The following is a 20,074-nucleotide window of genomic DNA, read 5'->3' as shown; positions in this document are numbered from 1 at the left end:
GACCACGCGCGGTTCCGTGCGGGCCGCAATTTCGTCGCGCAATGCGCGAACCGATGGAATCGAGCGGATTGTTCCTGCGTCACTCAGGAACCTTTCGCGATGCACGGTTCCTCGCCGACGATCATGCGCCCTGGGTGAAGCACGACCGCGGCGAGGACCGCGCCGACCTGGCGTCGCTCAGGTCAGCTCTCGTAGTCGATCAGAAGTGCGGAGAAGTTCGAATTGCCGGAGGAACTGCCATTGGCACCGTAGGACGATGCCGACGATTGCGACTGCTGCAGCGCCTGAAGGAATTGCTGGAGGATCTCCGCGGTCGTCGCGTCGGTCGACGTGCTGCTGGTCGAGTCCGTCGTCGACGACGAATCCGACGAGTTGTCGTCCGGCGGCGGACCGGGCGGCGGGCCGCCCGCTCCACCGGGTCCGCCCGCGCCGCCGGGCCCGCTCGCGAAGGCGGACTGAAACACGCTTTTCAGTTCCTCGGCCTGGTCGGAGGTCAGCGTCCCGTTCGACACTTCGTTCGAGATGAGATCGTCGATCTTCGACTGCATGTCCTCCTTGGAGGGACGCGTGCCGCCCGACCGGTCGCCCCCGCGGCTCTGCTGGAGCGCGGTGTCGATATCGGTCAGCGCCGTCGAGAGTGCGGTCTCGTCCGACGACGAGATCGTGCCGGCGGAGACTTGCGATTGCAATTCCTGCTGGAGCCGCTGGAGCGGCGACTGGTAGCTGCCGGCGGAGGCCGCCGAGATCGAGGTCATGATGGCTCCGTGGTCGTTGCGGGGTTTCGTCGCGGACCACGCCACGGTATGGTTAACCGCCTTAACGAGACCTTGCCGCTCCACGGCCCGTCGATTGCCGTCTGTTGCGTGCAGCCATGTGGAAACAATCCGAAACAAAAATCTCCGCCATTTGGCCCGAATCTTGGACAAACAAAGCGCATGGCCATTCCCAGTCCCAACATCCTGGTCGTCGAGGACGACCGCGAGACCCGGACGTTGATTGCGAAGTACCTGCGCAACAACGCCTGCAACGTCACCGCCGTGAGCGACGGCCGCGAGATGTCCCGCGCGATGACCGATCACCGCGTCGACCTCATCATTCTCGACGTGATGCTGCCCGGCGAGGACGGCCTCAGCCTGTGCCGCAAGGTGCGCGCGGAATCGCAGACGCCGATCATCATGCTGACCGCGCGCGGCGAGGACGTCGATCGCATCGTCGGCCTGGAAATGGGCGCGGACGACTATCTGCCCAAGCCGTTCAACCCGCGCGAGTTGCTCGCGCGCATCAACGCGGTGCTGCGCCGCCAGGCTGCCGCGCGGGCAGCGAGCTCGATCGAGGGCGCCTCCGCGCTCGCCTTCGAAGGCTGGCGCATCGATCTGCGCCTGCGCGAGTTGCGCAATCCCGAAGGCGCGCGCGTCGCGGTGACCAGCGCCGAGTTCGATCTCTTGCGCACGTTCTGCGAACGGCCCGGTCGCGTGCTGTCGCGCGACAGCCTGCTCGACCTCACGCAAGGCCGCAACACCGGCTCGTTCGAGCGCTCCATCGACGTGCTGGTCAGCCGTATCCGCCGCAAGATCGAGCCCAATCCGGCCGATCCCACCCTCATCAAGACGGTGCGCTCCGGCGGCTATCTGTTCACGCCGAGAACCGAAGTTGCCAGCAACGAAGCGGTCGCGGCGCCCCTGAGCAGCTGAGGGACCGGCCGTCATGACGCCGTTCCGCTTCTTCCATTTCAACAGCATCGGCGGGCAGATCGCGGCGCTCGTGGTGGCGTCGATCCTCGCGCTGCATCTGATCCTCACCGTCACTTTCCTGTTCGGCCGGCCCGACCGCGGCGATCGGCCGCCCGACAGCGCACATCAGCTCGCCGACGCAGCCCTGCTGCTCGGCGCCGCCGATGCAGGCGAGCGGCCCCGCATCCTCGCCGACATCGCGCGCGCATTTCCGAACGCCGGGATCGAAGTCCTCGCGCCGGAAGCCGCCGCCCTCCTCGCCCACGGCGAGGAGCAGCACGTGCGCAACGTGCGCCGGCATCTCGGCCAGCAGTACGAGGTGCGCGCGCTCGCCTCGCAGGACGGTGTGCATCGGGTCGCGATCGGGCTGCCCGACGGCACCATGATCGCCGGCCGGATCGAACAGTCGCCGCATCCACCGCCGTTCTGGGGCGGGCCATGGATGATCACGCTGCTGTTCGTGCTGATCTGCGTCACCACGCTTGGCCTGTGGGCCGCCTACGCGCTCGCCGCGCCGCTGTCGTCCTTCGCCAGGGCGGCCGAGAATTTCAGTGTCGACGGCGCGTCCGAGCCGCTGCCCGAGCGCGGCCCGGAGGAGATCCGCTCGGTCGCGCGCGCGCTCAACCGCATGCACGAGCGGATCGCGCGGCTGATGTCGGATCGCACCCGGATGCTGGCCGCGATCAGCCACGATCTGCGCACGCCGATCACGCGGCTGCGCCTGCGTGCCGAGTTCATCGAGGACGAGGGCAACCGCAAGCGCATGCTGATCGATCTCGACCAGATGCGCTCGATGCTGGAATCGGTGCTGTCGCTCTTGCGCGACGACCGCAAGGTCGAGGCGGTGACGCTGGTGGACGTCGCCAGCACGCTCCAGCTCGTCGCCGATCAGTTCGGCGACATGGGCCATGTCGTGCATTACCAGGGGCCGGCGTCAGCGACCGCCGCCGCGCGGCCCGACGATCTGCACCGCGGCGTCACCAACCTCGTCGAGAACGCGGTGCGCTTCGGCGCCGAGGTGACGATCCGCCTCGACGTCTCGGACACCGCGTTCGTCATCGACGTCGAGGACGACGGCCCCGGCATTTCGGATGCCCGCAAGCAGGAGATGCTGGAGCCGTTCGTGCGCGGCGACGACGCGCGCACCATGGACGAATCCACCGGCTTCGGGCTCGGCCTGTCGATCGCGCGCGCGATCGCGCTCGCCCATGGCGGTGAGCTGTCGTTGCACGACCGCAAGCCGCACGGGCTGATCGTGCGGATGCAACTGCCGTTGTGGCAGGCGCCGCGGCTGGCGGCGTAGGGCATGATCCGGAAAAGTGTGCAGCGGCTTTCCGAAAAGATCATGCCCTCTTAAGACAACGCCTCACGCCGCCAGCGGCGGGTGCTCGATGGCCTCATGCGGGAGGATCGCCACCGCCTCGAAGCGATAATTGCAGGCGCGGCAGGTCCAGAGGTACGAGACGCGCCCCTCGCCCGGCTCGATCCAGTCGGGCTGCGCGATCGGCGTGCCGCACTGGGCGCAAGGGTTATGCCTTGGAATGTCACCGGTGTGTGCAGTGACCAGGCTGGCTTTTGTCATGGCACCTCTCCCGATTTGCAGCGCTTGCATACTCGCTTTCGCGAGCCGGCGCGAATAGACAGGCGTGCTGTCGCGAGCGGGGCTCGTCCGCACCGGCAGCCCAATTGCGCCAGCTTTGGGTCGTAACGGCGGCACGGCACCGCGAAAACGTTAACGGCGGCGTTTGGTCACATCATCGCCGCGTTCGGGATGCCTAACAGCAGCCGGGCAGGCAAGTCGGGGTTAGCTGATGAAAATTTTACGCATTGCCGCGCTGCTCGCGGCTGGATTGACGTTGCCGCAGGCCGCATTCGCGGGCGAGGCCGAATACGCCGAAATGGTCGCGACCCATGCCCGCGCCAATGGCGTGCCGGAGGCGCTGGTGCATCGCGTCATCATGCGCGAGAGCCGTTACCAGCCGCACCTCGTCGGCCGCGGCGGCACCATCGGGCTGATGCAGATCAAGCTCGCGACCGCCCGCGGGGTCGGCTACACCGGCGACGCCGCCGGCCTGCGCGATCCCAACACCAACCTCACCTATGCGGTCAAATATCTCGCCGGCGCCTATCGCGCCGCCAACGGTGATCATGCCCGAGCCGTGCGTTATTTCGCGGGCGGCTATTACTACGTTGCAAAGCGCCAGCGGCAGGAGGCCGTGCAGGTCGCCAATGTGGGTCAGAGTAATATGGGCGAGATGTGGCTGGAGCCGAACGGCAATCCGCAGACGATGTTCGGAACCGCGCCGCACCGCAAGCTCGCCCAGCGCGTCCGCAATGCGCGGGCGCAGGTTCCGCACTAACCACCGTCATTCCGGGGCGATGCGAAGCATCGCACCCGAGAATCTCGAGATTCCGGGCTCGGTCCTGCGGACCGCCCCGGAATGACTGCTCTGTGGCTAACGCGTTGACACCGCCCGTCACTGGCATACATTAGAGCCGTTCCGAGGGGTGCTCCGAGGAGGAGCTGAGATACCGCTAAATGGGCAATGCCATTCATACCGGCTTGCCAGGACCGCGGTGACCCTTTGAACCTGATCCGGGTCATGCCGGCGAAGGGACAGGGATGTTGCAGACGACCAAGCGGCCGGATTCACCGGTATCCATCATCGGCGCAGGCATCGCAGGCGCCTGGCAGGCGCTGCTGTTCGCGCAGGCCGGGCATGCCGTGACCTTGCACGAGCGCGGTGACGAGGCGATGACGGACGCCACCAGCCACTGGGCCGGCGGCATGCTCGCGCCCTATTGCGAGGCGGAGGTCGCCGAACCCGTCATCAGCCGCCTGGGGCTGCGCTCGCTGGACATCTGGCGGCGCGAATTGCCCGACACGCCGTTCAACGGCTCGCTCGTCGTCGCCCATCCGCGCGAGCGCAACGATTTCGAGCGCTTTGCGCGCATGACCGGGGGCCACCAGCGGCTCGATGCCACGGGCCTTGCCGCGCTGGAGCCCTCGCTGGAGGGCCGCTTCCGCGACGCCCTGTTCTTCCCGGCCGAGGGCCATGTCGAGCCGCGCCGCGTGCTGCCGAAGCTGCACGAGCGCATCCGCGCCGCCGGCGGCACCATCAAGTTCGAAAGCGACGTATCGGCCAAGGATCTCGCAAACCTGAATCCTGAAGGCATCGTGATCGATTGCCGCGGCATCAGCGCGCGCGACGAGCAGCCCAGCTTGCGCGGCGTCAAGGGCGAGATGATCCTGATCGAGACCAACGAGGTGCAATTGTCGCGCCCCGTGCGGCTGATCCATCCGCGTTGGCCGCTCTATGTCATCCCGCGCGAAGCCGGCCTGTTCATGCTGGGCGCGACCTCGATCGAGGCCGAGGACAACGGCGTCAGCGTGCGCTCGGCGCTGGAGCTGCTCGGCGCGGCCTACACCGTGCATCCGGCTTTCGGCGAGGCCCGCATCGTCGAGTTCGGCTCGGGCCTGCGTCCCGCCTATCCCGACAATCTGCCGCGCATCGGCATCCGTGGCGGCAAGATCAGCGTCAACGGACTCTACCGCCACGGCTTCCTGATCGCGCCCGTTCTCGCCGAGCTGACGCTGGCCTATGTCGAGCGCGGCCAGATCGACAACGAGGTGATGCAATGCGGGTGATCGTCAACGGTGAGCAGCGCGAGGTGAATTCCGCCAGCGTCGACGCGCTGCTCAGCGAGCTCGATTACGAAGGCACCCATTTCGCCATCGCGCTAAACTACGACGTCGTGCCGAAGAGCCGCTGGGCCGAGACGCCGCTGAAGGCCGGCGACGAGATCGAGATCATCACGCCGCGGCAGGGAGGGTGAGGATGGCGCCCTCTTTTCGCAATGACGGCTGCATTGGCCCGTCATTCCGGGGCACGCGAAGCGTGAACCCGGAATCTCGCGCCACAACTTCGAGATTCCGGATCGGTCCGCGTTCCGCGGCCCGTCCGGAATGACGGGGAATTCCACATGGTGACCTTCTACGGCAAGACCTTCGCCTCGCGCCTCTTGATCGGCAGCGCGCTCTATCCCTCGCCCGCGATCATGCAGGATGCGATCCGTAGCTCCGGCGCCAGCATCGTCACGGTGTCGCTGCGGCGCGAATCCGCCGGCGGCAAGACCGGCGACGCGTTCTGGAAGCTGATCCGCGAGCTCGACGTCACCGTGCTGCCGAACACCGCCGGCTGCCGCACCGTGCGCGAGGCCGTGACCACCGCAAAGCTCGCCCGCGAATTGTTCGGCACCAGCTGGATCAAGCTGGAGGTCATCGCCGACAACGACACGCTGCAGCCCGATGTCGTTGGCCTGGTCGAAGCCGCCGGCATCCTGATCAAGGACGGCTTCGAGGTGTTCCCCTATTGCACCGAGGACCTCTCGGTTGCCAATCGCCTGGTCGATGCCGGCTGCAAGGTGGTGATGCCGTGGGCCGCGCCGATCGGCAGCGCGAAAGGCATCACCAACCGCGATGCGCTGAAGCTGCTGCGCGACCGGCTGCCCGACGTCACGCTGGTTGTCGACGCCGGCCTGGGCGCGCCTTCGCACGCCGCCCACGCGCTGGAGCTCGGCTATGACGCCGTGCTGCTCAACACCGCGATCGCCAAGGCCGCCGATCCCGTCGCCATGGCCAACGCCTTCCGCCTCGGCATCGAAGCCGGCCGCACCGCCTATGAGGCCGGGCTGATGAACGCCCGCGACTTCGCCTCTCCTTCAACCCCTGTCGTTGGGACCCCGTTCTGGCATGCCGTATCCTGATCGATTCTATCCCGTCGTCGACAGCCTGGCGTGGGTCGAGCGCCTGACGAAACTCGGCGTCAGCACCATTCAATTGCGCGCCAAGGAGCTCGACGACTCGCAGGCCCTGCAGATCGTCAGCGACGCGCTGGCGATCACCAAGGGAACGCAGGCCAGGCTGGTGGTGAACGACTATTGGCGCGCGGCGGTCGTCGCCGGCGCAGAATACCTGCATCTCGGCCAGGAGGATCTTGCCGACGCCGATCTTGGGGCGATCCGCGAGGCCGGCCTCAAGCTCGGCATCTCCACGCACGATGACGACGAGCTTGCCACCGCGCTCGCAGCGAAGCCGGATTACGTGGCGCTCGGCCCGATCTTCTTCACCACGCTCAAATCGATGCGCTTCGAGCCGCAGGGCATTCCCAAAATCACGGAATGGAAGAAGCGCATCGGCAACATCCCGCTGGTCGCCATCGGCGGCATCAAGTTCGAGCACGCCGCAGAGATCTTTGCCGCCGGCGCGGATTCGATCGCCGTCGTGTCCGACGTCACGCAGAACCCCGACCCCGATGCCCGCGTGCAGCAATGGCTCGGCCTGTCCAAAGAGGCTGCGTGATGCAGGCCCGCGCTCTCTCCACTCGTCATTGCGAGCGTAGCGAAGCAATCCAGAGTCTCTCCGCAAGGTCAGTCTGGATTGCTTCGTCGCAAGGGCTCGCAATGACAAGGCAATACATTCCTCTGTCATCGCCCGGCTTGACCGGGCGATCCAGTACTCCGCGGCTTCTCGGCTCCAGCCGCACCGCCGCGGCGTACTGGATCCCCGCCGGAGCCTGTCATCGGGCTCGCCGAAGGCGAGCCCCGGTGGCGGGGATGACAGCGAGCCTTCCAACCGGCGTCATTCCGGGGCACGCGAAGCGTGAACCCGGAATCTCGCTCAACAACCTCGAGGTTCCGGATCGGACCGCAATGCGGTCCGTCCGGAACGACGCCAATTAAAACCGGAGGATCCTCAATGAACATCCGCTCCAATCCTGAGAAGACCGTTCCCGCCGTCACCACCGGTCCCCTTCCCTCCTCGCGAAAGATCTTTGCGACGCCCGACGCCGCGCCCGATTTGCGCGTGCCCTTGCGCGAGATCATCCTCTCCGAAGGCGCGGGCGAGCCGAACCTTCCGGTCTACGACACCTCCGGCCCCTACACCGATCCCTCCGTCACCATTGACGTCAACGCCGGCCTGCCCCGCAACCGCAAGCAATGGGTGCTGGAGCGCGGCGGCGTCGAGGAATATGAGGGCCGGCAGATCAAGCCGGAGGACAATGGCAGCGTCTCCACCGACAAGGCCGCGCGCGCCTTCTCGGCCTATCACAAGCCGCTGCGCGGCCTCGACGGCCACAAGATCACCCAGCTCGAATTCGCCCGCGCCGGCATCATCACCAAGGAGATGATCTACGTCGCCGCGCGCGAGAACCTCGGCCGCAAGCAGCAGCTCGAACGCGCTGAAGCTGCGCTTGCCGACGGCGAGAGCTTCGGCGCCTCCGTCCCCGCCTTCATCACCCCGGAGTTCGTGCGCGACGAGATCGCGCGCGGCCGCGCCATCATCCCCTGCAATATCAACCATTCCGAGCTCGAGCCGATGATCATCGGCCGCAACTTCCTGACCAAGATCAACGCCAATATCGGCAACTCGGCGGTGACCTCGTCGGTGGAGGAAGAGGTCGAGAAGATGGTGTGGGCGATCCGCTGGGGCGCCGACACCGTGATGGACCTCTCCACGGGCCGCAACATCCACACCACCCGCGAATGGATTTTGCGCAACGCGCCGGTGCCGATCGGCACCGTTCCGATCTACCAGGCGCTGGAGAAGTGCAACGGAGATCCCGTGCAGCTGACCTGGGAGCTCTACAAGGACACCCTGATCGAGCAGTGCGAGCAGGGCGTCGACTATTTCACCATCCACGCCGGCGTGCGCCTGCAATACATCCACCTCACCGCCAGCCGCGTCACCGGCATCGTGTCGCGCGGCGGCTCGATTATGGCGAAGTGGTGCCTGGCGCATCACAAGGAGAGTTTTCTGTACACCCACTTTGACGAAATTTGCGACTTGATGCGCAAATACGACGTCTCCTTCTCCCTGGGGGATGGATTGCGTCCTGGCTCCATCGCCGACGCGAACGATCGCGCGCAGTTTGCCGAACTCGAAACCCTCGGCGAACTGACAAAAATCGCGTGGGACAAGGGCTGCCAGGTTATGATCGAAGGCCCCGGCCATGTGCCGATGCACAAGATCAAGATCAACATGGACAAGCAGCTCAAGGAGTGCGGCGAGGCGCCGTTCTATACGCTTGGGCCGCTGACCACCGACATCGCGCCGGGCTACGACCACATCACCTCAGGCATCGGTGCGGCCATGATCGGCTGGTTCGGCTGCGCCATGCTCTGCTACGTCACGCCGAAGGAGCATCTCGGCCTGCCCGATCGCAACGACGTCAAGACCGGCGTCATCACCTACAAGATCGCCGCCCACGCGAGCGACCTCGCCAAGGGCCACCCGGCCGCCCAACTGCGCGACGACGCCCTCTCCCGCGCCCGTTTCGACTTCCGCTGGACCGACCAGTTCAACCTCGGCCTCGACCCCGAGACCGCCAAGAACTTCCACGACGAGACCCTGCCGAAGGAAGCCCACAAGGTCGCCCATTTCTGCTCAATGTGCGGCCCGAAGTTCTGCTCGATGAAGATCACGCAAGACGTGCGGGATTATGCGGCGACGCTGAATGACCCGAACTCGGTGGGGATGTCGATGAGCGGCACGGCCGAGGACGGCATGGCCAGGATGAGCGCGAAGTTCAAGGAGATGGGCGAGAGCTTGTATCTGGATGCGGAGAAGGTGAAGGAGAGCAATCGGGTGTTGTGAGGACGGTCGACTTCACGCACGATCGATCTCAACAGGCCGGCGATTACTCGCCGGCCTAGCACAGAATGACACTCCTCATAAGCGCAGTGCTTTTAGCTCCAAATGAAAGCTATCACTGGCCGGGTTTCAGACCGCGCTAATCAGCAACTGCCTCACGAGCGCTTTAGTAACGTTCCAGAACATGGCAGAATCATTGTGTGCGAGGGACACTCCGTGTCGAAGCTCCTTCGCTGGATGAACGTAGTTGCGAAACTCCTTCAAAACATCCGCCACTTGCTTAGCAGACTCGGTGATCCAGCCCAGCTCGTGCCCGACGCGAATGTAGGAATCGAGCATCCATTCTCGATAGTCCGCAGTCTTACCCGATTTCTTATCGATCGGGGCTGCCTTTGCTTTGATCAGGCTCGACTTGTCGGTCATCTTGTTCGCGCGAGCGACAAAAAGAGCCTCAAGTAGTCCTCCCATCATGACTATCGCCGCAAGATGGGCCTGAGCTGACACACACTTGCAGCATTCTGACCACCGGTTAGTTAGGATGGTCTCCATCTGCGGGCTGCCAGCCAACGGTGAGAAATCCGGCGGAACATCGTCGGAATGCAGGGGAGTGGTCATCGTCCCGTGCCGCAAGAGTCCGGTTCGCGCCGCGATCAGCGCAATTTTCGCTCGCGTGAGAGCTCCAAGATAGGTGGTTCTGGCGGCGCTCCTGTCCGCGGAATTCAGAATGGTTTGAAATGCGTCGTTGATCGCACTGACGTCAATGTCAGGACGGTTCTCCAGCGATTTCCGATGCGCATTAAACCATGCATAAGCAAGCGACTTTAAGCCCGCGAGTTGGTCTGCTCCGCGGACTTGCTTTGACCGGATCTTGGCTACGAGGATTCGCGCTGTCGTAACTTCTTGGAGAGCGGCATCGATCGCATCTAGGGCGGCGGTCATCTAAAATACTCCCGACGCGGACTACGCCCTGCCCTTTTTCCTAGATGATGCCTTACGGGCGGCTGGCCGCCTCCTCTGACGACTAGCTTTTTGACCTGTCGCGACTGCCTTTCCAGGAAGTGTGATTGCCACTAAGTTTTCGCCCACAGTGTTCAATCGAAACTCGCCGTGCCCAGCCGAATCTAGGTAGCCTGCCCTCTTTGCGTTGTTGAGCGCATATCGGCTCGGGCGTTTTCGAGTCGCAAGCCGCGCTGCCTCACCTAAGAACTCGGCATTGATGGTCTCGCGACGAGTGTGAGCCGGCGCTTCAAACAGATAATAGTATGCAACCACAGCAGCAAATTGCTGATCGCTTTGCGGCGCTTTTGAATCTGTAAACTGTTTTATGTCTAGCGCTCTTGTTGGCTCGCGAACGGTCTCGACTGAAGGCAGGTGTTCAGCTTGTCGCGCGGTTGAAGTGTCCGGCATCTTTAACCCGAGAGCTTCGCTAGCAAATCGCAACGCTCTTTCCTGTTGTGGCCGGTCCAAGCCAGCTAAAGTTTCTGCGATAATCTTTGCAGCATCGAACTCGTTATTCACAGGGCCTTGACTTTGCGTCATGATATTTCTGCTCCCAAACCCCTCTTAAACTAGCACCCGCAATATCACCGCGCCACGCGACTTTCGACCGAAGATTGTGAGGAGACCGCTCGAGATGAATTCAGTATCCGTTCGTGCAATCTAAATCGGGATCGGCTCTTCAATTTGGCTACCTCGACAAACTCCCCCTCCACCCCTATCCTGCTTGGATGAACATCATTCGCCGCACGCTGGATATCGATACCGACGCGCGTTTGCGCGAGACGGCCGACGAGCGCGGGCAGGATGTCGCGGCCGTGCTCGCGGAAGCCGTGGCGCTGCTCGATTCCGTGGTCGATATCGCCGGCCCCGACATAGCCGAGGATCGCCGACGGCTGGATGATTTCAGAAAAAGCCGAGCCGCCGTGCCGCTCAACGAGGTGAAGAACTGGGTCGCGAGCTGGGATTCGGCGAAGGAGTTGCCACGGCCGGCGGCGCGCAGGATCGGATGATCCTGCTCTCGCCCGACGCCGTCGAGGACGTCGAGCGATTGCGCCTGTTTCTCGATCAATTCAGGCAGCGTAGCCCGGATGAGCGCAGCGACATCCGGGGTCGTTCTCGTCCCGCATATCGCTCCGCTCATGCGGGCTACGGCTGCGAATGACTGACGTGCCACCTCACCGCCTCCCCGACCAGCTCCGTCCCAACCTCCGCCTCGTCTTCGTCGGCACCGCCGCCTCGACGCGCTCGGCCGAGCTTGGGCACTACTACGCCCATCCCGGCAACCGTTTCTGGCGCGCGATCCATGAGGCCGGGATCACGCCGCGGCGCTATCAGCCGAGCGAATTCGCAGCGCTGATCGCGCTCGGGATCGGCTTCACCGATCTCTGCAAGACGGGCACCGGGATGGATCACCAGATCGCGGCTGAGACGATCGACGTGGCGGGGTTCAGGGCGAAGATGGAAAAGTACCGGCCGCGCACGATTGCGTTCACGAGCAAGAGGGCGGCGAGCTTGTTTTACGGCAGGCCGTCGGCTGCGATTGCGCTGGGGCGGCAGGCGCGCGATGCAAGCTGGCCCGAGATATTCGTGCTGCCCTCGCCCTCAGGCGCGGCGTCCGGGCACTGGACGCTGGAGCCGTGGCGGGAGCTGGCGGCGTGGATTGCGGCACTGGACGTGCCTCCCCCACGGACCTCATCCTGAGGAGCCTGCGCAGCAGGCGTCTCGAAGGATGGCCGCGAACGAGGTGGGGCCTGCATGGTTCGAGACGGCGCTACGCGCCTCCTCACCATGAGGGTCTGGCTTCGTCACGCGTCCGAAAAGCGAGACAGCTTGTCGGATTCTCCCCTGGCCGATCGTCCTGTGAACACATGGCGTGATTGCCCAGGAGCGTCCGATGCCCACCATCACCGCCTTCGAAAACTCGCCCGATCGCGGCCGCGGGCAGGCGCGCGACATGCGCGTTCGCTGGGCGCTGGAAGAAGTGGGCCGGCCTTACGACGTTCGCCTCGTGTCGTTCGAGGCGATGAAACAACCGGCGCATCGTGCGCTGCAACCGTTCGGGCAGATCCCGACCTATGAGGACGGCGATCTCGCGCTGTTCGAATCCGGCGCGATCGTGCTCCACATCGCCGAGCGCCATGCCGGGCTGCTGCCGATCGAGCCGAATGCGAGGAGCCGCGCGATCGCCTGGATGTTCGCGGCGCTGAGCACGCTGGAGCCGCCGATCGTCGAACTCGACATGGCGATTCTGGTAGAACGTGACGAGAGCTGGCACGCGGCGCGGCTACCCCTGCTGGAGCGACGCGTCCGCGTCAGGCTCGGCGAATTGTCGCGCCGTCTCGGCGAGGCCGACTGGCTCGACGGCGACTTCAGCGCCGGCGATCTCATAATGGTGAACGTGTTGCGCCGGTTGAGCGGGTCTCGCCTGCTGGACGAGTATCCCAATATCGCCGCCTATGTCGCCCGCGGCGAGGCGCGGCCGGCGTTCAGGCGCGCGTTCGATGCGCAACTGGCGGTGTTCAACGCCGCGTCGCGTTCGTAGCCCGGATGAGCGAAAGCGATATCCGGGGCCGGCAGGCACCCGCATGTCGCTTCCGCTCATGCGAGCTGCGGGCGGCCATTGCGCCCATCTCGGCACACCTGCATGCTAGGCTCTACCACACGGAGGAGCCCGCCGATGCTGACCCTCTACTCCTACCCGGATCTGTTCGGCGTCGCCGACAACAACGGCTATGGCCTCAAGGTCTATGCCTTCCTGAAGCTCGCGGGCGTGCCGTTCGTGCACGAGCACATCTTCGATGCCTCCGCCGCGCCGCGCGGCCAGCTGCCCTACATCGTCGACGACGGCGAGACCATCGGCGACAGCGAGACGATCATCGCGTATGCGATCGCGAAATACCGCCTCACGATCGATGCCGGCTTGTCACCAGACCAGCGCCGCACCAACCATTTCGTCACGCGCATGCTGGACGATCTCTACTGGGTGATGTCGTATTCGCGCTGGAAGGACGAGTGCTTCTATCCCGCGTTCCGCGACGGCTTCATCGCGCAGCATCCGCAGATCAACGCGGAAGGCTTCGAGAAGGCGAAGGCGTACAACGCGCAGCGCTATCACCACCAGGGCATCGGCCGCTACACGCCCGAGCAGGCCTATGCGCGGGGGCTTGCCGATCTGCAGGTGCTGGCGGAGATCGTGCCGGCCGCGGGCTTCGTCCACGGCGCGGCGCCGACCAGCATCGATGCCGGCATCTACGGCTTCGTCGCCAACATCCACTATTTTCCGATCCCGACGCCGCTGAAGGGCTTCGTCGATGCGCACGACAATCTCGTCGCGCATTGTCAGCGGATTCATGCGGCGGTGAGCGCGTAGTCCGTACTTCGTAGGGTGGGTTAGCGCAGCGTAACCCACCACTTCTGCTACTGCGGAAACCAAAGAGGTGGGTTACGCCTTCGGCTAACCCACCCTACGGCGCCGCGCCCTACCGCATCGTGATCGCAAGCCCGCTGAGATCCGCATTCGCCATCAGGCCGACCTGCGTGCCCGACAGCTCCAGCACGGCGCCCTTCTGGTTGGTCAGCACGATGGCGCGGGCGCCGGATCCGACGGCAATGCCGGCACCGGCGGCGCCATAGACTCCGGCGACGTCCGAGGGACGGTTGATGTTGGAGACGCGGCCGCGCAGCACGGTTTTCGAACCGCCGAACACGAGGCCGTAGTCGAGGCCGCCGGTGGAAAGCCCGTAGGTGCGGCCGCGGAAGTTGAGGACGCCCGAGCCGCCGGAACCGCCGATGATCCAGCCGGCCTTGTAGATCGTCAGCGTCACGAAGCCGCTGTCGGCCCGCGCCGCGGTCGAGAGGCCGGCAAAGGCGGCGATGGCGACGAGCGCGGCGCGAAAGGTGGTTGCGAGCTTCATGGGTGTCTCCGGGGGCTATTTTTCAAGGCAGGATTCGCGAATCAGACGGCGCGAATTTACCCGATCGATCGAGGCGGCAACATGATGGGGTGCGGCTGTGCACTCGGAAAGCCCTCATTCCGCGTCATTGCGAGCGCAGCGAAGCAATCCAGAATCTCTCCGCGGAGCCGGCCCGGATTGCTTCGTCGCAAGAGCTCCTCGCAATGACGGGGTAGATGGACCGTCCTCTCACAACGTTCGGGCTACGCGTGGCGAGAGGCGAAGCACTGCGCACTAACCGTGGCCATCATGCCATCATGCCCCTGTTTTGCCCGACGAAGCAAGCGATTGCTTCGTTCTTCCCGAATTTTTGAAAAGACCAATGATTTCCGCTTCATGGCTACTGTGCATGGGGTTGTTTTCGCATTTTTTGTTTTGAGCGTCCCTCGCCTGCCGCTACGCTCTCGCATCAGCGACCGCTTCCGAGGTGATCCCATGCCGATCCAGCATTTCGCGCCCCCGCCGCACGTCAAGGCGCCGCCGCTGTCCTTTGCGACGCGCGTCGGCGACCTCCTGTTCATCTCCGGCATTCCCGGCTTCGATGCATCAGGCGCACTGCCCGACGGCTTCGAGGCGCAGTTCGCCAACGTCGTCGTCAACATCAAGCGCGTGCTCGACGAGGCCGGTGCCACGTTCCGCGACCTCGTCAAGGTCAACGTGCTGCTGACCCGCGCCGGCGATGTGGCCGCCATGAACGCGCTCTATGCCGGCGCCTTCGGCCCGCCGCCCTACCCCGCGCGCACCACCTGCGTGGTGCAGGCGCTGCCCAGGCCGGAGATGCTGATCGAGATCGAAGCGGTGGCGTCGCTGGCGAGGTGAGCCGCGCGTGTGACTTGTCGGGCACGCGGCCGAACCAAATGCGCGGCCGCGACTGACATGTCCGTGAACGTCGGCTCCCCGGCTTGCAAAGCACCTGCTTTTACCGCACGAACTTTCGCATCCCACTTCACCCCAAGGAGATACTTCATGCGTCGCGTTCTCGCCCTCTGTGCTGCCGCCGGCATCGCCAGCTCCCTGTTCGCCGTGCCCGCGTCCGCAAAGCCCGGCTATTACGTGATCCGCTGGGACAACACCGGCATCTGCCAGGTCTGGAACGAGGACCTGCAGTACAAGCCGTTCCAGTTCGGGGTGTCGACCTACAAGGTCGTCAGCAAGCCATTCCCGAACTTCCAGCAGGCGTCGGACCTCCAGATCAAGCTGCGCTCGGAGCGCCGCTGCACGCTCTGAGCCGGACACGGCAGATCGCGTTTGGAGGGCGGGTCGCGCGAGCGGTCCGCCCTTTCCGTTCTCGCAGGACCGTTCAATCTCCGGCCGAAAACCGCGCATGTCCGGCGCGCGCCGTTTGAACCTGACCAGCGCAAGCAGCTACTCACATCTTGTCCGGGGCGCATGCGAACGCGTCCCGCGCCAGCCCTCCCCTCATTGTCGGGAGGCGCATCACATCATTCATTTCGAGGAGCTGATCATGCGTCGTCTTTCCGTGCTGTGCGCTGCCGCCGGCCTTGCCGTCACTGCATTCGCCGCCGCGAGCCCTGCCGAAGCCAGCTATCACCTGATCCGCTGGCAGGACAGCGGCTTCTGCCAGATCTGGGACGAGAGCATCCCGACCACGCCGTGGCCGGCCGGCTACCATCGCGCCAGCGCGAGCGTGCCGACCTTCATCGACGCCCTCGCGCTCAAGGACGCCGCGCTCAAGGGCGGCAGCTGCACCTGGTAACAATTCGATCGGCGGACGAAGTACCGGGCAAGGACGCAAGCGTCCCTGCCCGGTTTTTTTTGCGCGAGTGAACGAGGGCCGACGCGCGCTCACGCGTCCTTGTAGGCGCCGGGGTGAATGAGGACGTCGCGCGCGGCGGCGAGGTCGATGAAGGCCTGCGCGCTGCCGCCATGGTCGGGATGCATGCCCTTGGCGGCGCGGCGATAGGCCTGGTTGATGTCCTCGCAGGTGAGCTGCACGGCGAGAGGCAGGCCGAGCACCTTGCGGGCGCGATCCTCGCGCGACAGCTTCTTCGGCAGGGCATTGCGGCGGCCGAAGCGCGGCGCGGTCAGATCGTGGACGACATCGAGGACCACACCGATACGGCGCTGCGCCGCCAGCGTGACGCCGTGATCGTCATTGTCCGAGGCCTGGCGCAGCACCGGAAGCGCCTGCTCCGCCGCCTGGCGCAGCGTGACGTCGCTGCTGATCCGCGCGATCTCGGCCACCAGGCGGCCCGCCTCGGCCCAATCAGCCGACTGCGCCGACCGCAGGCGCTCGAGCGCCAGTTTCCAGGATTCAAGCCGTTCCATCATGCGCGCAACGTTTAGCAATCGGGATCAGTATGCCAAGGCCGCCGTTTCCGACCCCTTAATTTCGAGTTAGCTTTTCGTGAAACTTCGAAAAGAAACCGGGAGGAAACTGCCATGGCACTGCTCGCAAACCAGATCGCCGTCGTCACGGGTGCCGGCTCCGGCATCGGCCGGGCGATCGCCGCCGGCTACGCGCGGGAAGGCGCGCAGGTCGTGCTGCTCGACGTCAATGCCGACGCCGTCGCGGAGGCCGCCCAGGAGATCCGCAAGGCCGGCGGCAAGGCCGAGAGCTTCGCGCTCGACGTGACCCGCCGCGAGGACTGCTTTGCGCTGGCCGCGCAGGTCGAGGCCAAGGTCGGGCAGGTCTCGATCCTCGTCAACAATGCCGGCATCACCCGCCGCAACGCCTTCACCGCCGAGACCGAGACGGTGGCGAAGGACTGGAACGACATCATCTCGCTCAACCTCAACGGCGTCTTCAACATGACGCAGGCATTCCTCGCCCCCTTGCGCGCGAGCAAGGGCCGCATCGTCAACATCGGCTCGATCCAGTCCTTCGTGCATCTGCGCACGCCGAGTTCGGCGGCCTACACGACGTCGAAGCACGGCGTGCTCGGCTTCACCAAGGCGCTCGCGGCCGAGCTCGGCAAGGAAGGCGTGCGCGTCAACGCGATCGGCCCCGGCTTCATCGAGACCAACATCAACGCCAACGTGCGCGCGACCAATCCCGCGCTGGTGCAGGCCTTCCTCGACCACACGCCGCTGGCGCGCACCGGCAAGCCCGAGGACATCGTGGGACCCGCGATCTTCCTGGCCTCCGACATGTCGGCCTATGTCACGGGCACGATCGTGATGGTGGACGGCGGCTATCGGACGGTGTGAGGGGCGCGGTAGTCTCGCCATTCACGCGGTGTCATCGTCCGCGAAGGCGGACGATCCAGTACTCCGAGACGGCAGCGATTGAATCGAGAGGCCGCGGCGGCGTGGATGCCCCGCCTTGCGCGGGGCATGACAGCGTCTGCGGGACGAGATAGGTCCGCATTGCTCTGCATCCCGCGCCAATCGCGGCGGCTTCGCGGCATTCCTGAGGTCAATTGGTGCGATCGTCGGCGGTTAACCTTTGGTTAACCAAACCGGACCACCGTAGATCTACGGCTTGGGGGTCGTTTGTTCTCGATCCGCTTCCAGCGATGGAAGGCGGGCGTTGATCGGGGAGTGTATTGATGACCACTGTTCACGTCGCTGCGTCCCTACCGGGCGCACAATTCCTTGCCCCCAACCAGATCGTTCCGATGCTGATCGGTGCGACCGTCGACGAGGTCGAGCGCGAGCTCGTGCTCCAGACGCTTGCGCGTTGCGACGGCAACCGCACGCGGGCCGCGCGCGTGCTCGGCCTGTCGGTGCGCACGCTGCGCAACAAGATCAAACTCTATGCCGCCTCCGGCATCGACGTGCCCGCCTATCAGGACTAGCGCGCGACACTAGAAAGACTCTCCACGCCGCGCCCATCGCTCGTCCTCGCAAGGGACGTGCCGTGCGTGATCGATGACACGGCCGCTCGCCGTGCCGATTGATGTTGATCACGCTCGGCGCGATGCGCGGGACGGAATTGCTGCTGTCGTCAAACGCCGCTAAGTAGCTTGCTTCGGGTGAAGGGAGCAGTGGCGTGGCAGACGATCAGGGACGACGGCGGGGACCTCAAGGCCCGCGCGGGCCGCAGGGTCAACCGGGACGGCCGGGGCCGCAGGGTCATCCGGGCCGGCGCGGTGCCGACGGTGCGCGCGGCAAGCCGGGGCCGCAGGGCAAGCCGGGGCCAGCCGGAAAGGCGGGACCGCCGGGCAAACCCGGTGCGCAGGGCAAGCAGGGCGAGATCGGTCCGCGTGGACCCGCCGGTGCGCAGGGACCCGTCGGACCGCAGGGGCCGGCAGGGCCGCAAGGCCCTCGCGGCGAGCCGGGGCCGGCCGGTCAACTGCCATCGATCGAGCAGGTGTTGCCGTGGCTCGAGCAGCTGTTCGACGCCTGGGACGAACGCCGCCGCCAGCGCGAACGCGAGGCCGCCGAGCGCGAGGCACTGGCGGCCGCAGTGCAGGAGCCGGACGCGTCGATCGCCGATGACGAGGACGACGACAGCGACGATCACAAGAAGAAGAAAAAGAGGAAGAAACACGACAAGAGTTAGTGGCGCGCCCGAAGGTCCATGCCTTCGGACTCTGCAATGTTGCACTGCGCGATCTCACTGAGAGATGCACTCGCGACCTGCAGGTTTCGGATCAAGGCGCCCGCGAGGAGTCATCCTTGCGCGGCAGCATGCCCATGCGCTCGAACTGCCAGCGCATCGCACGATACCAGAGGTAGCCGACCAACGTGCCGAGCAGCGTCAGGACGACGAGGTGGGCGCTGCTGTAAGACCCGCTCCACCACATCATCCAGGCGGTCCACAGCACCGTGAAGGTGACGGCACCTGCTTTCAGAGGAAGAAGGGGGCGACTCATGTTCGTGCTCCGGGCAGTCGAAAAACCCGACGAACATCATTAGGCAGGACGAGACCCACTTCCGTGAGCGAGATCACGCAACGGAGGCGCGGGAAAGGACTAACCGAACCGCAACCGCGAGCGTTCCTTCGCCTTTTCCGCCTCGACCTCGCGGTCACGCGCCGGGGCGTGGGTGTGCAGCGAGGTCAGGAGTCTGCGCGCGGCGTCCGAGACTTCGGCCACCGCACGCTCGAACGCCTCTTCATTGGCCTGCGACGGCTTGTTGAAGCCGGACAACTTGCGCACGAACTGAAGCGCACTGGCATGGATCTCGTCCTCCGTTGCCGGCGGATCGAAGTTGAACAGCGTCTTGATGTTGCGACACATGCACCCTCTCCGGATATGTCCCCCAAGGACGGTCGGCAGCGGCGAAATCCTACATCCCTCCCTGCCCTCCTGTTAAGTTCCGGGGCAAAACGCGGTCCCCGATCGCGAGCTGCATGACGGTCGGTGCGGCGCATCATCACCGCATATTATTTGAGCATGCAATGACCTGACAGCTCGGGCTTAATCGCACCAACGATACGAATCGACGCGAGGAGGATCGCATGCGCACGCTCGCACTGTGCGTCTGGCTGGCTGCGCTAACGAGCGCCGCGTTCGCGATCGACAACGGGCAATATGATCACGTCCCGCCCGACATTCGCGCCTGGTTCAAAAGCGTGATCGCGCCGAACGGCGTGCCCTGCTGCGACATCTCGGACGGCCATCGCACCGAATACGACGTGCGCGGCGGCGCCTATTGGGTGCCGATCGAGGGACAATGGTTCGAGGTGCCCGCGCGCGCCATCATCCGCGATCGCGGCAATCCCGTCGGCCAGGCCGTGGTGTGGTACGTCCACCACCGCGGCGCCATCATCATCAGTTGCTTCGTCCCCGCTGATGCGGTCTAGCGTGATGGATTTCGTTGGCTGAAGG

General features: G+C 65.0%; 28 protein-coding genes and 1 riboswitch. Of the genes, 20 read left to right on the top strand and 8 right to left on the bottom strand.

The features are described 5' to 3' along the window. Positions 1-182 precede the first annotated feature (182 nt). Positions 183-755 (bottom strand): hypothetical protein, encoded by a 573-nt coding sequence (locus ACYCVF_RS01695; RefSeq protein ID WP_459596821.1) that lies wholly within the window; start codon positions 753-755, stop codon positions 183-185. A 180-nt stretch (positions 756-935) separates the two neighbouring features. On the opposite strand from ACYCVF_RS01695, the gene ACYCVF_RS01690 reads away from it, so the two are divergent. Together ACYCVF_RS01690 and ACYCVF_RS01685 are read left to right on the top strand one after the other, a co-directional pair. Then, complete coding sequence (locus tag ACYCVF_RS01690) at positions 936-1,691, top strand: response regulator (protein ID WP_459596820.1); 756 nt, start codon at positions 936-938, stop codon at positions 1,689-1,691. A 13-nt stretch (positions 1,692-1,704) separates the two neighbouring features. Continuing rightward, positions 1,705-3,033: an ATP-binding protein gene (locus ACYCVF_RS01685; protein WP_459596819.1), complete on the top strand. Its 1,329-nt coding sequence runs from the start codon at positions 1,705-1,707 to the stop codon at positions 3,031-3,033. A 63-nt stretch (positions 3,034-3,096) separates the two neighbouring features. Here ACYCVF_RS01685 and ACYCVF_RS01680 read toward each other — a convergent pair whose 3' ends face one another. Then, positions 3,097-3,312 (bottom strand): hypothetical protein, encoded by a 216-nt coding sequence (locus ACYCVF_RS01680; protein ID WP_459596818.1) that lies wholly within the window; start codon positions 3,310-3,312, stop codon positions 3,097-3,099. A gap of 229 nt (positions 3,313-3,541) precedes the next feature. Between ACYCVF_RS01680 and ACYCVF_RS01675 the strand changes: the two genes are divergently transcribed. The 6 genes from ACYCVF_RS01675 to thiC all read left to right on the top strand — a co-directional run bounded on the left by ACYCVF_RS01675 (position 3,542) and on the right by thiC (position 9,387). Beyond that, complete coding sequence (locus ACYCVF_RS01675; protein ID WP_459596817.1) at positions 3,542-4,090, top strand: transglycosylase SLT domain-containing protein; 549 nt, start codon at positions 3,542-3,544, stop codon at positions 4,088-4,090. 134 nt (positions 4,091-4,224) lie between these two features. Next, a riboswitch (TPP riboswitch) is annotated at positions 4,225-4,366 on the top strand. Continuing rightward, positions 4,354-5,379, top strand: a complete 1,026-nt coding sequence (locus tag ACYCVF_RS01670) for an FAD-dependent oxidoreductase (RefSeq protein WP_459596816.1) — start codon at positions 4,354-4,356, stop codon at positions 5,377-5,379. Its footprint overlaps the riboswitch before it by 13 nt. After that, a complete protein-coding gene (gene thiS, locus ACYCVF_RS01665; protein WP_459596815.1) occupies positions 5,370-5,567 on the top strand; it encodes a sulfur carrier protein ThiS in 198 nt (65 codons plus the stop codon). The genes ACYCVF_RS01670 and thiS overlap by 10 nt, the downstream gene beginning before the upstream one ends. A gap of 147 nt (positions 5,568-5,714) precedes the next feature. After that, on the top strand, positions 5,715-6,497 hold the full coding sequence (locus ACYCVF_RS01660) for a thiazole synthase (protein WP_459596814.1): 783 nt from the start codon (positions 5,715-5,717) through the stop codon (positions 6,495-6,497). Further along, the gene (locus ACYCVF_RS01655; protein WP_459596813.1) at positions 6,484-7,092 is read left to right on the top strand and encodes a thiamine phosphate synthase; all 609 of its coding nucleotides are present in this window, start codon (positions 6,484-6,486) and stop codon (positions 7,090-7,092) included. Before ACYCVF_RS01660 ends, ACYCVF_RS01655 begins: the two co-directional genes overlap by 14 nt. Positions 7,093-7,488: 396 nt before the next feature. Further along, the gene (gene thiC, locus ACYCVF_RS01650) at positions 7,489-9,387 is read left to right on the top strand and encodes a phosphomethylpyrimidine synthase ThiC (protein ID WP_459596812.1); all 1,899 of its coding nucleotides are present in this window, start codon (positions 7,489-7,491) and stop codon (positions 9,385-9,387) included. A 126-nt stretch (positions 9,388-9,513) separates the two neighbouring features. Here the strand turns inward: thiC and ACYCVF_RS01645 are convergent, their stop codons facing one another. Together ACYCVF_RS01645 and ACYCVF_RS01640 are read right to left on the bottom strand one after the other, a co-directional pair. After that, positions 9,514-10,323, bottom strand: coding sequence for a hypothetical protein (locus ACYCVF_RS01645; protein WP_459596811.1), 810 nt, complete (start codon positions 10,321-10,323; stop codon positions 9,514-9,516). Between the two features lie 21 nt (positions 10,324-10,344). Then, the gene (locus ACYCVF_RS01640; RefSeq protein WP_459596810.1) at positions 10,345-10,923 is read right to left on the bottom strand and encodes a hypothetical protein; all 579 of its coding nucleotides are present in this window, start codon (positions 10,921-10,923) and stop codon (positions 10,345-10,347) included. Between the two features lie 188 nt (positions 10,924-11,111). On the opposite strand from ACYCVF_RS01640, the gene ACYCVF_RS01635 reads away from it, so the two are divergent. The 5 genes from ACYCVF_RS01635 to ACYCVF_RS01615 all read left to right on the top strand — a co-directional run bounded on the left by ACYCVF_RS01635 (position 11,112) and on the right by ACYCVF_RS01615 (position 13,753). Beyond that, positions 11,112-11,393, top strand: a complete 282-nt coding sequence (locus tag ACYCVF_RS01635; protein WP_459596809.1) for a hypothetical protein — start codon at positions 11,112-11,114, stop codon at positions 11,391-11,393. Then, positions 11,390-11,545, top strand: a complete 156-nt coding sequence (locus ACYCVF_RS01630; RefSeq protein WP_459596808.1) for a hypothetical protein — start codon at positions 11,390-11,392, stop codon at positions 11,543-11,545. The genes ACYCVF_RS01635 and ACYCVF_RS01630 overlap by 4 nt, the downstream gene beginning before the upstream one ends. Continuing rightward, positions 11,542-12,084 (top strand): mismatch-specific DNA-glycosylase, encoded by a 543-nt coding sequence (locus tag ACYCVF_RS01625; RefSeq protein ID WP_459596807.1) that lies wholly within the window; start codon positions 11,542-11,544, stop codon positions 12,082-12,084. The genes ACYCVF_RS01630 and ACYCVF_RS01625 overlap by 4 nt, the downstream gene beginning before the upstream one ends. Positions 12,085-12,277: 193 nt before the next feature. Further along, on the top strand, positions 12,278-12,925 hold the full coding sequence (locus ACYCVF_RS01620) for a glutathione S-transferase family protein (protein ID WP_459596806.1): 648 nt from the start codon (positions 12,278-12,280) through the stop codon (positions 12,923-12,925). Between the two features lie 135 nt (positions 12,926-13,060). Beyond that, entirely contained in the window at positions 13,061-13,753 is a 693-nt protein-coding gene (locus ACYCVF_RS01615) for a glutathione S-transferase family protein (protein WP_459596805.1), read from the top strand. 109 nt (positions 13,754-13,862) lie between these two features. On the opposite strand, the gene ACYCVF_RS01610 is transcribed toward ACYCVF_RS01615, so the two are convergent. Further along, complete coding sequence (locus ACYCVF_RS01610) at positions 13,863-14,297, bottom strand: hypothetical protein (RefSeq protein WP_459596804.1); 435 nt, start codon at positions 14,295-14,297, stop codon at positions 13,863-13,865. 474 nt (positions 14,298-14,771) lie between these two features. Here ACYCVF_RS01610 and ACYCVF_RS01605 point away from each other — a divergent pair, with 474 nt between their 5' ends. The 3 genes from ACYCVF_RS01605 to ACYCVF_RS01595 all read left to right on the top strand — a co-directional run bounded on the left by ACYCVF_RS01605 (position 14,772) and on the right by ACYCVF_RS01595 (position 16,053). Next, positions 14,772-15,155 carry a RidA family protein gene (locus tag ACYCVF_RS01605; RefSeq protein ID WP_459596803.1) on the top strand — a complete coding sequence of 128 codons (384 nt, stop codon included), beginning with the start codon at positions 14,772-14,774 and terminating at the stop codon, positions 15,153-15,155. A 147-nt stretch (positions 15,156-15,302) separates the two neighbouring features. Further along, positions 15,303-15,563, top strand: coding sequence for a hypothetical protein (locus ACYCVF_RS01600; protein ID WP_459596802.1), 261 nt, complete (start codon positions 15,303-15,305; stop codon positions 15,561-15,563). 238 nt (positions 15,564-15,801) lie between these two features. Beyond that, positions 15,802-16,053, top strand: a complete 252-nt coding sequence (locus tag ACYCVF_RS01595; RefSeq protein WP_459596801.1) for a hypothetical protein — start codon at positions 15,802-15,804, stop codon at positions 16,051-16,053. Between the two features lie 89 nt (positions 16,054-16,142). Here the strand turns inward: ACYCVF_RS01595 and ACYCVF_RS01590 are convergent, their stop codons facing one another. Further along, positions 16,143-16,628 carry a J domain-containing protein gene (locus tag ACYCVF_RS01590; RefSeq protein WP_459596800.1) on the bottom strand — a complete coding sequence of 162 codons (486 nt, stop codon included), beginning with the start codon at positions 16,626-16,628 and terminating at the stop codon, positions 16,143-16,145. Between the two features lie 111 nt (positions 16,629-16,739). Between ACYCVF_RS01590 and ACYCVF_RS01585 the strand changes: the two genes are divergently transcribed. The 3 genes from ACYCVF_RS01585 to ACYCVF_RS01575 all read left to right on the top strand — a co-directional run bounded on the left by ACYCVF_RS01585 (position 16,740) and on the right by ACYCVF_RS01575 (position 18,804). Further along, complete coding sequence (locus tag ACYCVF_RS01585) at positions 16,740-17,507, top strand: SDR family NAD(P)-dependent oxidoreductase (protein WP_459596799.1); 768 nt, start codon at positions 16,740-16,742, stop codon at positions 17,505-17,507. A gap of 341 nt (positions 17,508-17,848) precedes the next feature. Continuing rightward, positions 17,849-18,097 (top strand): helix-turn-helix domain-containing protein, encoded by a 249-nt coding sequence (locus tag ACYCVF_RS01580; RefSeq protein WP_459596798.1) that lies wholly within the window; start codon positions 17,849-17,851, stop codon positions 18,095-18,097. A gap of 194 nt (positions 18,098-18,291) precedes the next feature. Further along, entirely contained in the window at positions 18,292-18,804 is a 513-nt protein-coding gene (locus tag ACYCVF_RS01575; protein ID WP_459596797.1) for a collagen-like protein, read from the top strand. Between the two features lie 91 nt (positions 18,805-18,895). Here ACYCVF_RS01575 and ACYCVF_RS01570 read toward each other — a convergent pair whose 3' ends face one another. Together ACYCVF_RS01570 and ACYCVF_RS01565 are read right to left on the bottom strand one after the other, a co-directional pair. Then, the gene (locus tag ACYCVF_RS01570; protein ID WP_459596796.1) at positions 18,896-19,117 is read right to left on the bottom strand and encodes a hypothetical protein; all 222 of its coding nucleotides are present in this window, start codon (positions 19,115-19,117) and stop codon (positions 18,896-18,898) included. Positions 19,118-19,216: 99 nt separating this feature from the next. After that, positions 19,217-19,483: a DUF2277 domain-containing protein gene (locus ACYCVF_RS01565; protein ID WP_459596795.1), complete on the bottom strand. Its 267-nt coding sequence runs from the start codon at positions 19,481-19,483 to the stop codon at positions 19,217-19,219. Positions 19,484-19,704: 221 nt separating this feature from the next. Here ACYCVF_RS01565 and ACYCVF_RS01560 point away from each other — a divergent pair, with 221 nt between their 5' ends. Further along, on the top strand, positions 19,705-20,049 hold the full coding sequence (locus tag ACYCVF_RS01560) for a hypothetical protein (RefSeq protein WP_459596794.1): 345 nt from the start codon (positions 19,705-19,707) through the stop codon (positions 20,047-20,049). Positions 20,050-20,074: the final 25 nt, after the last annotated feature.

It is taken from the genome of Bradyrhizobium cedriense, from assembly GCF_054602315.1.
This window is presented reverse-complemented; position numbering and strand designations above follow the sequence as displayed.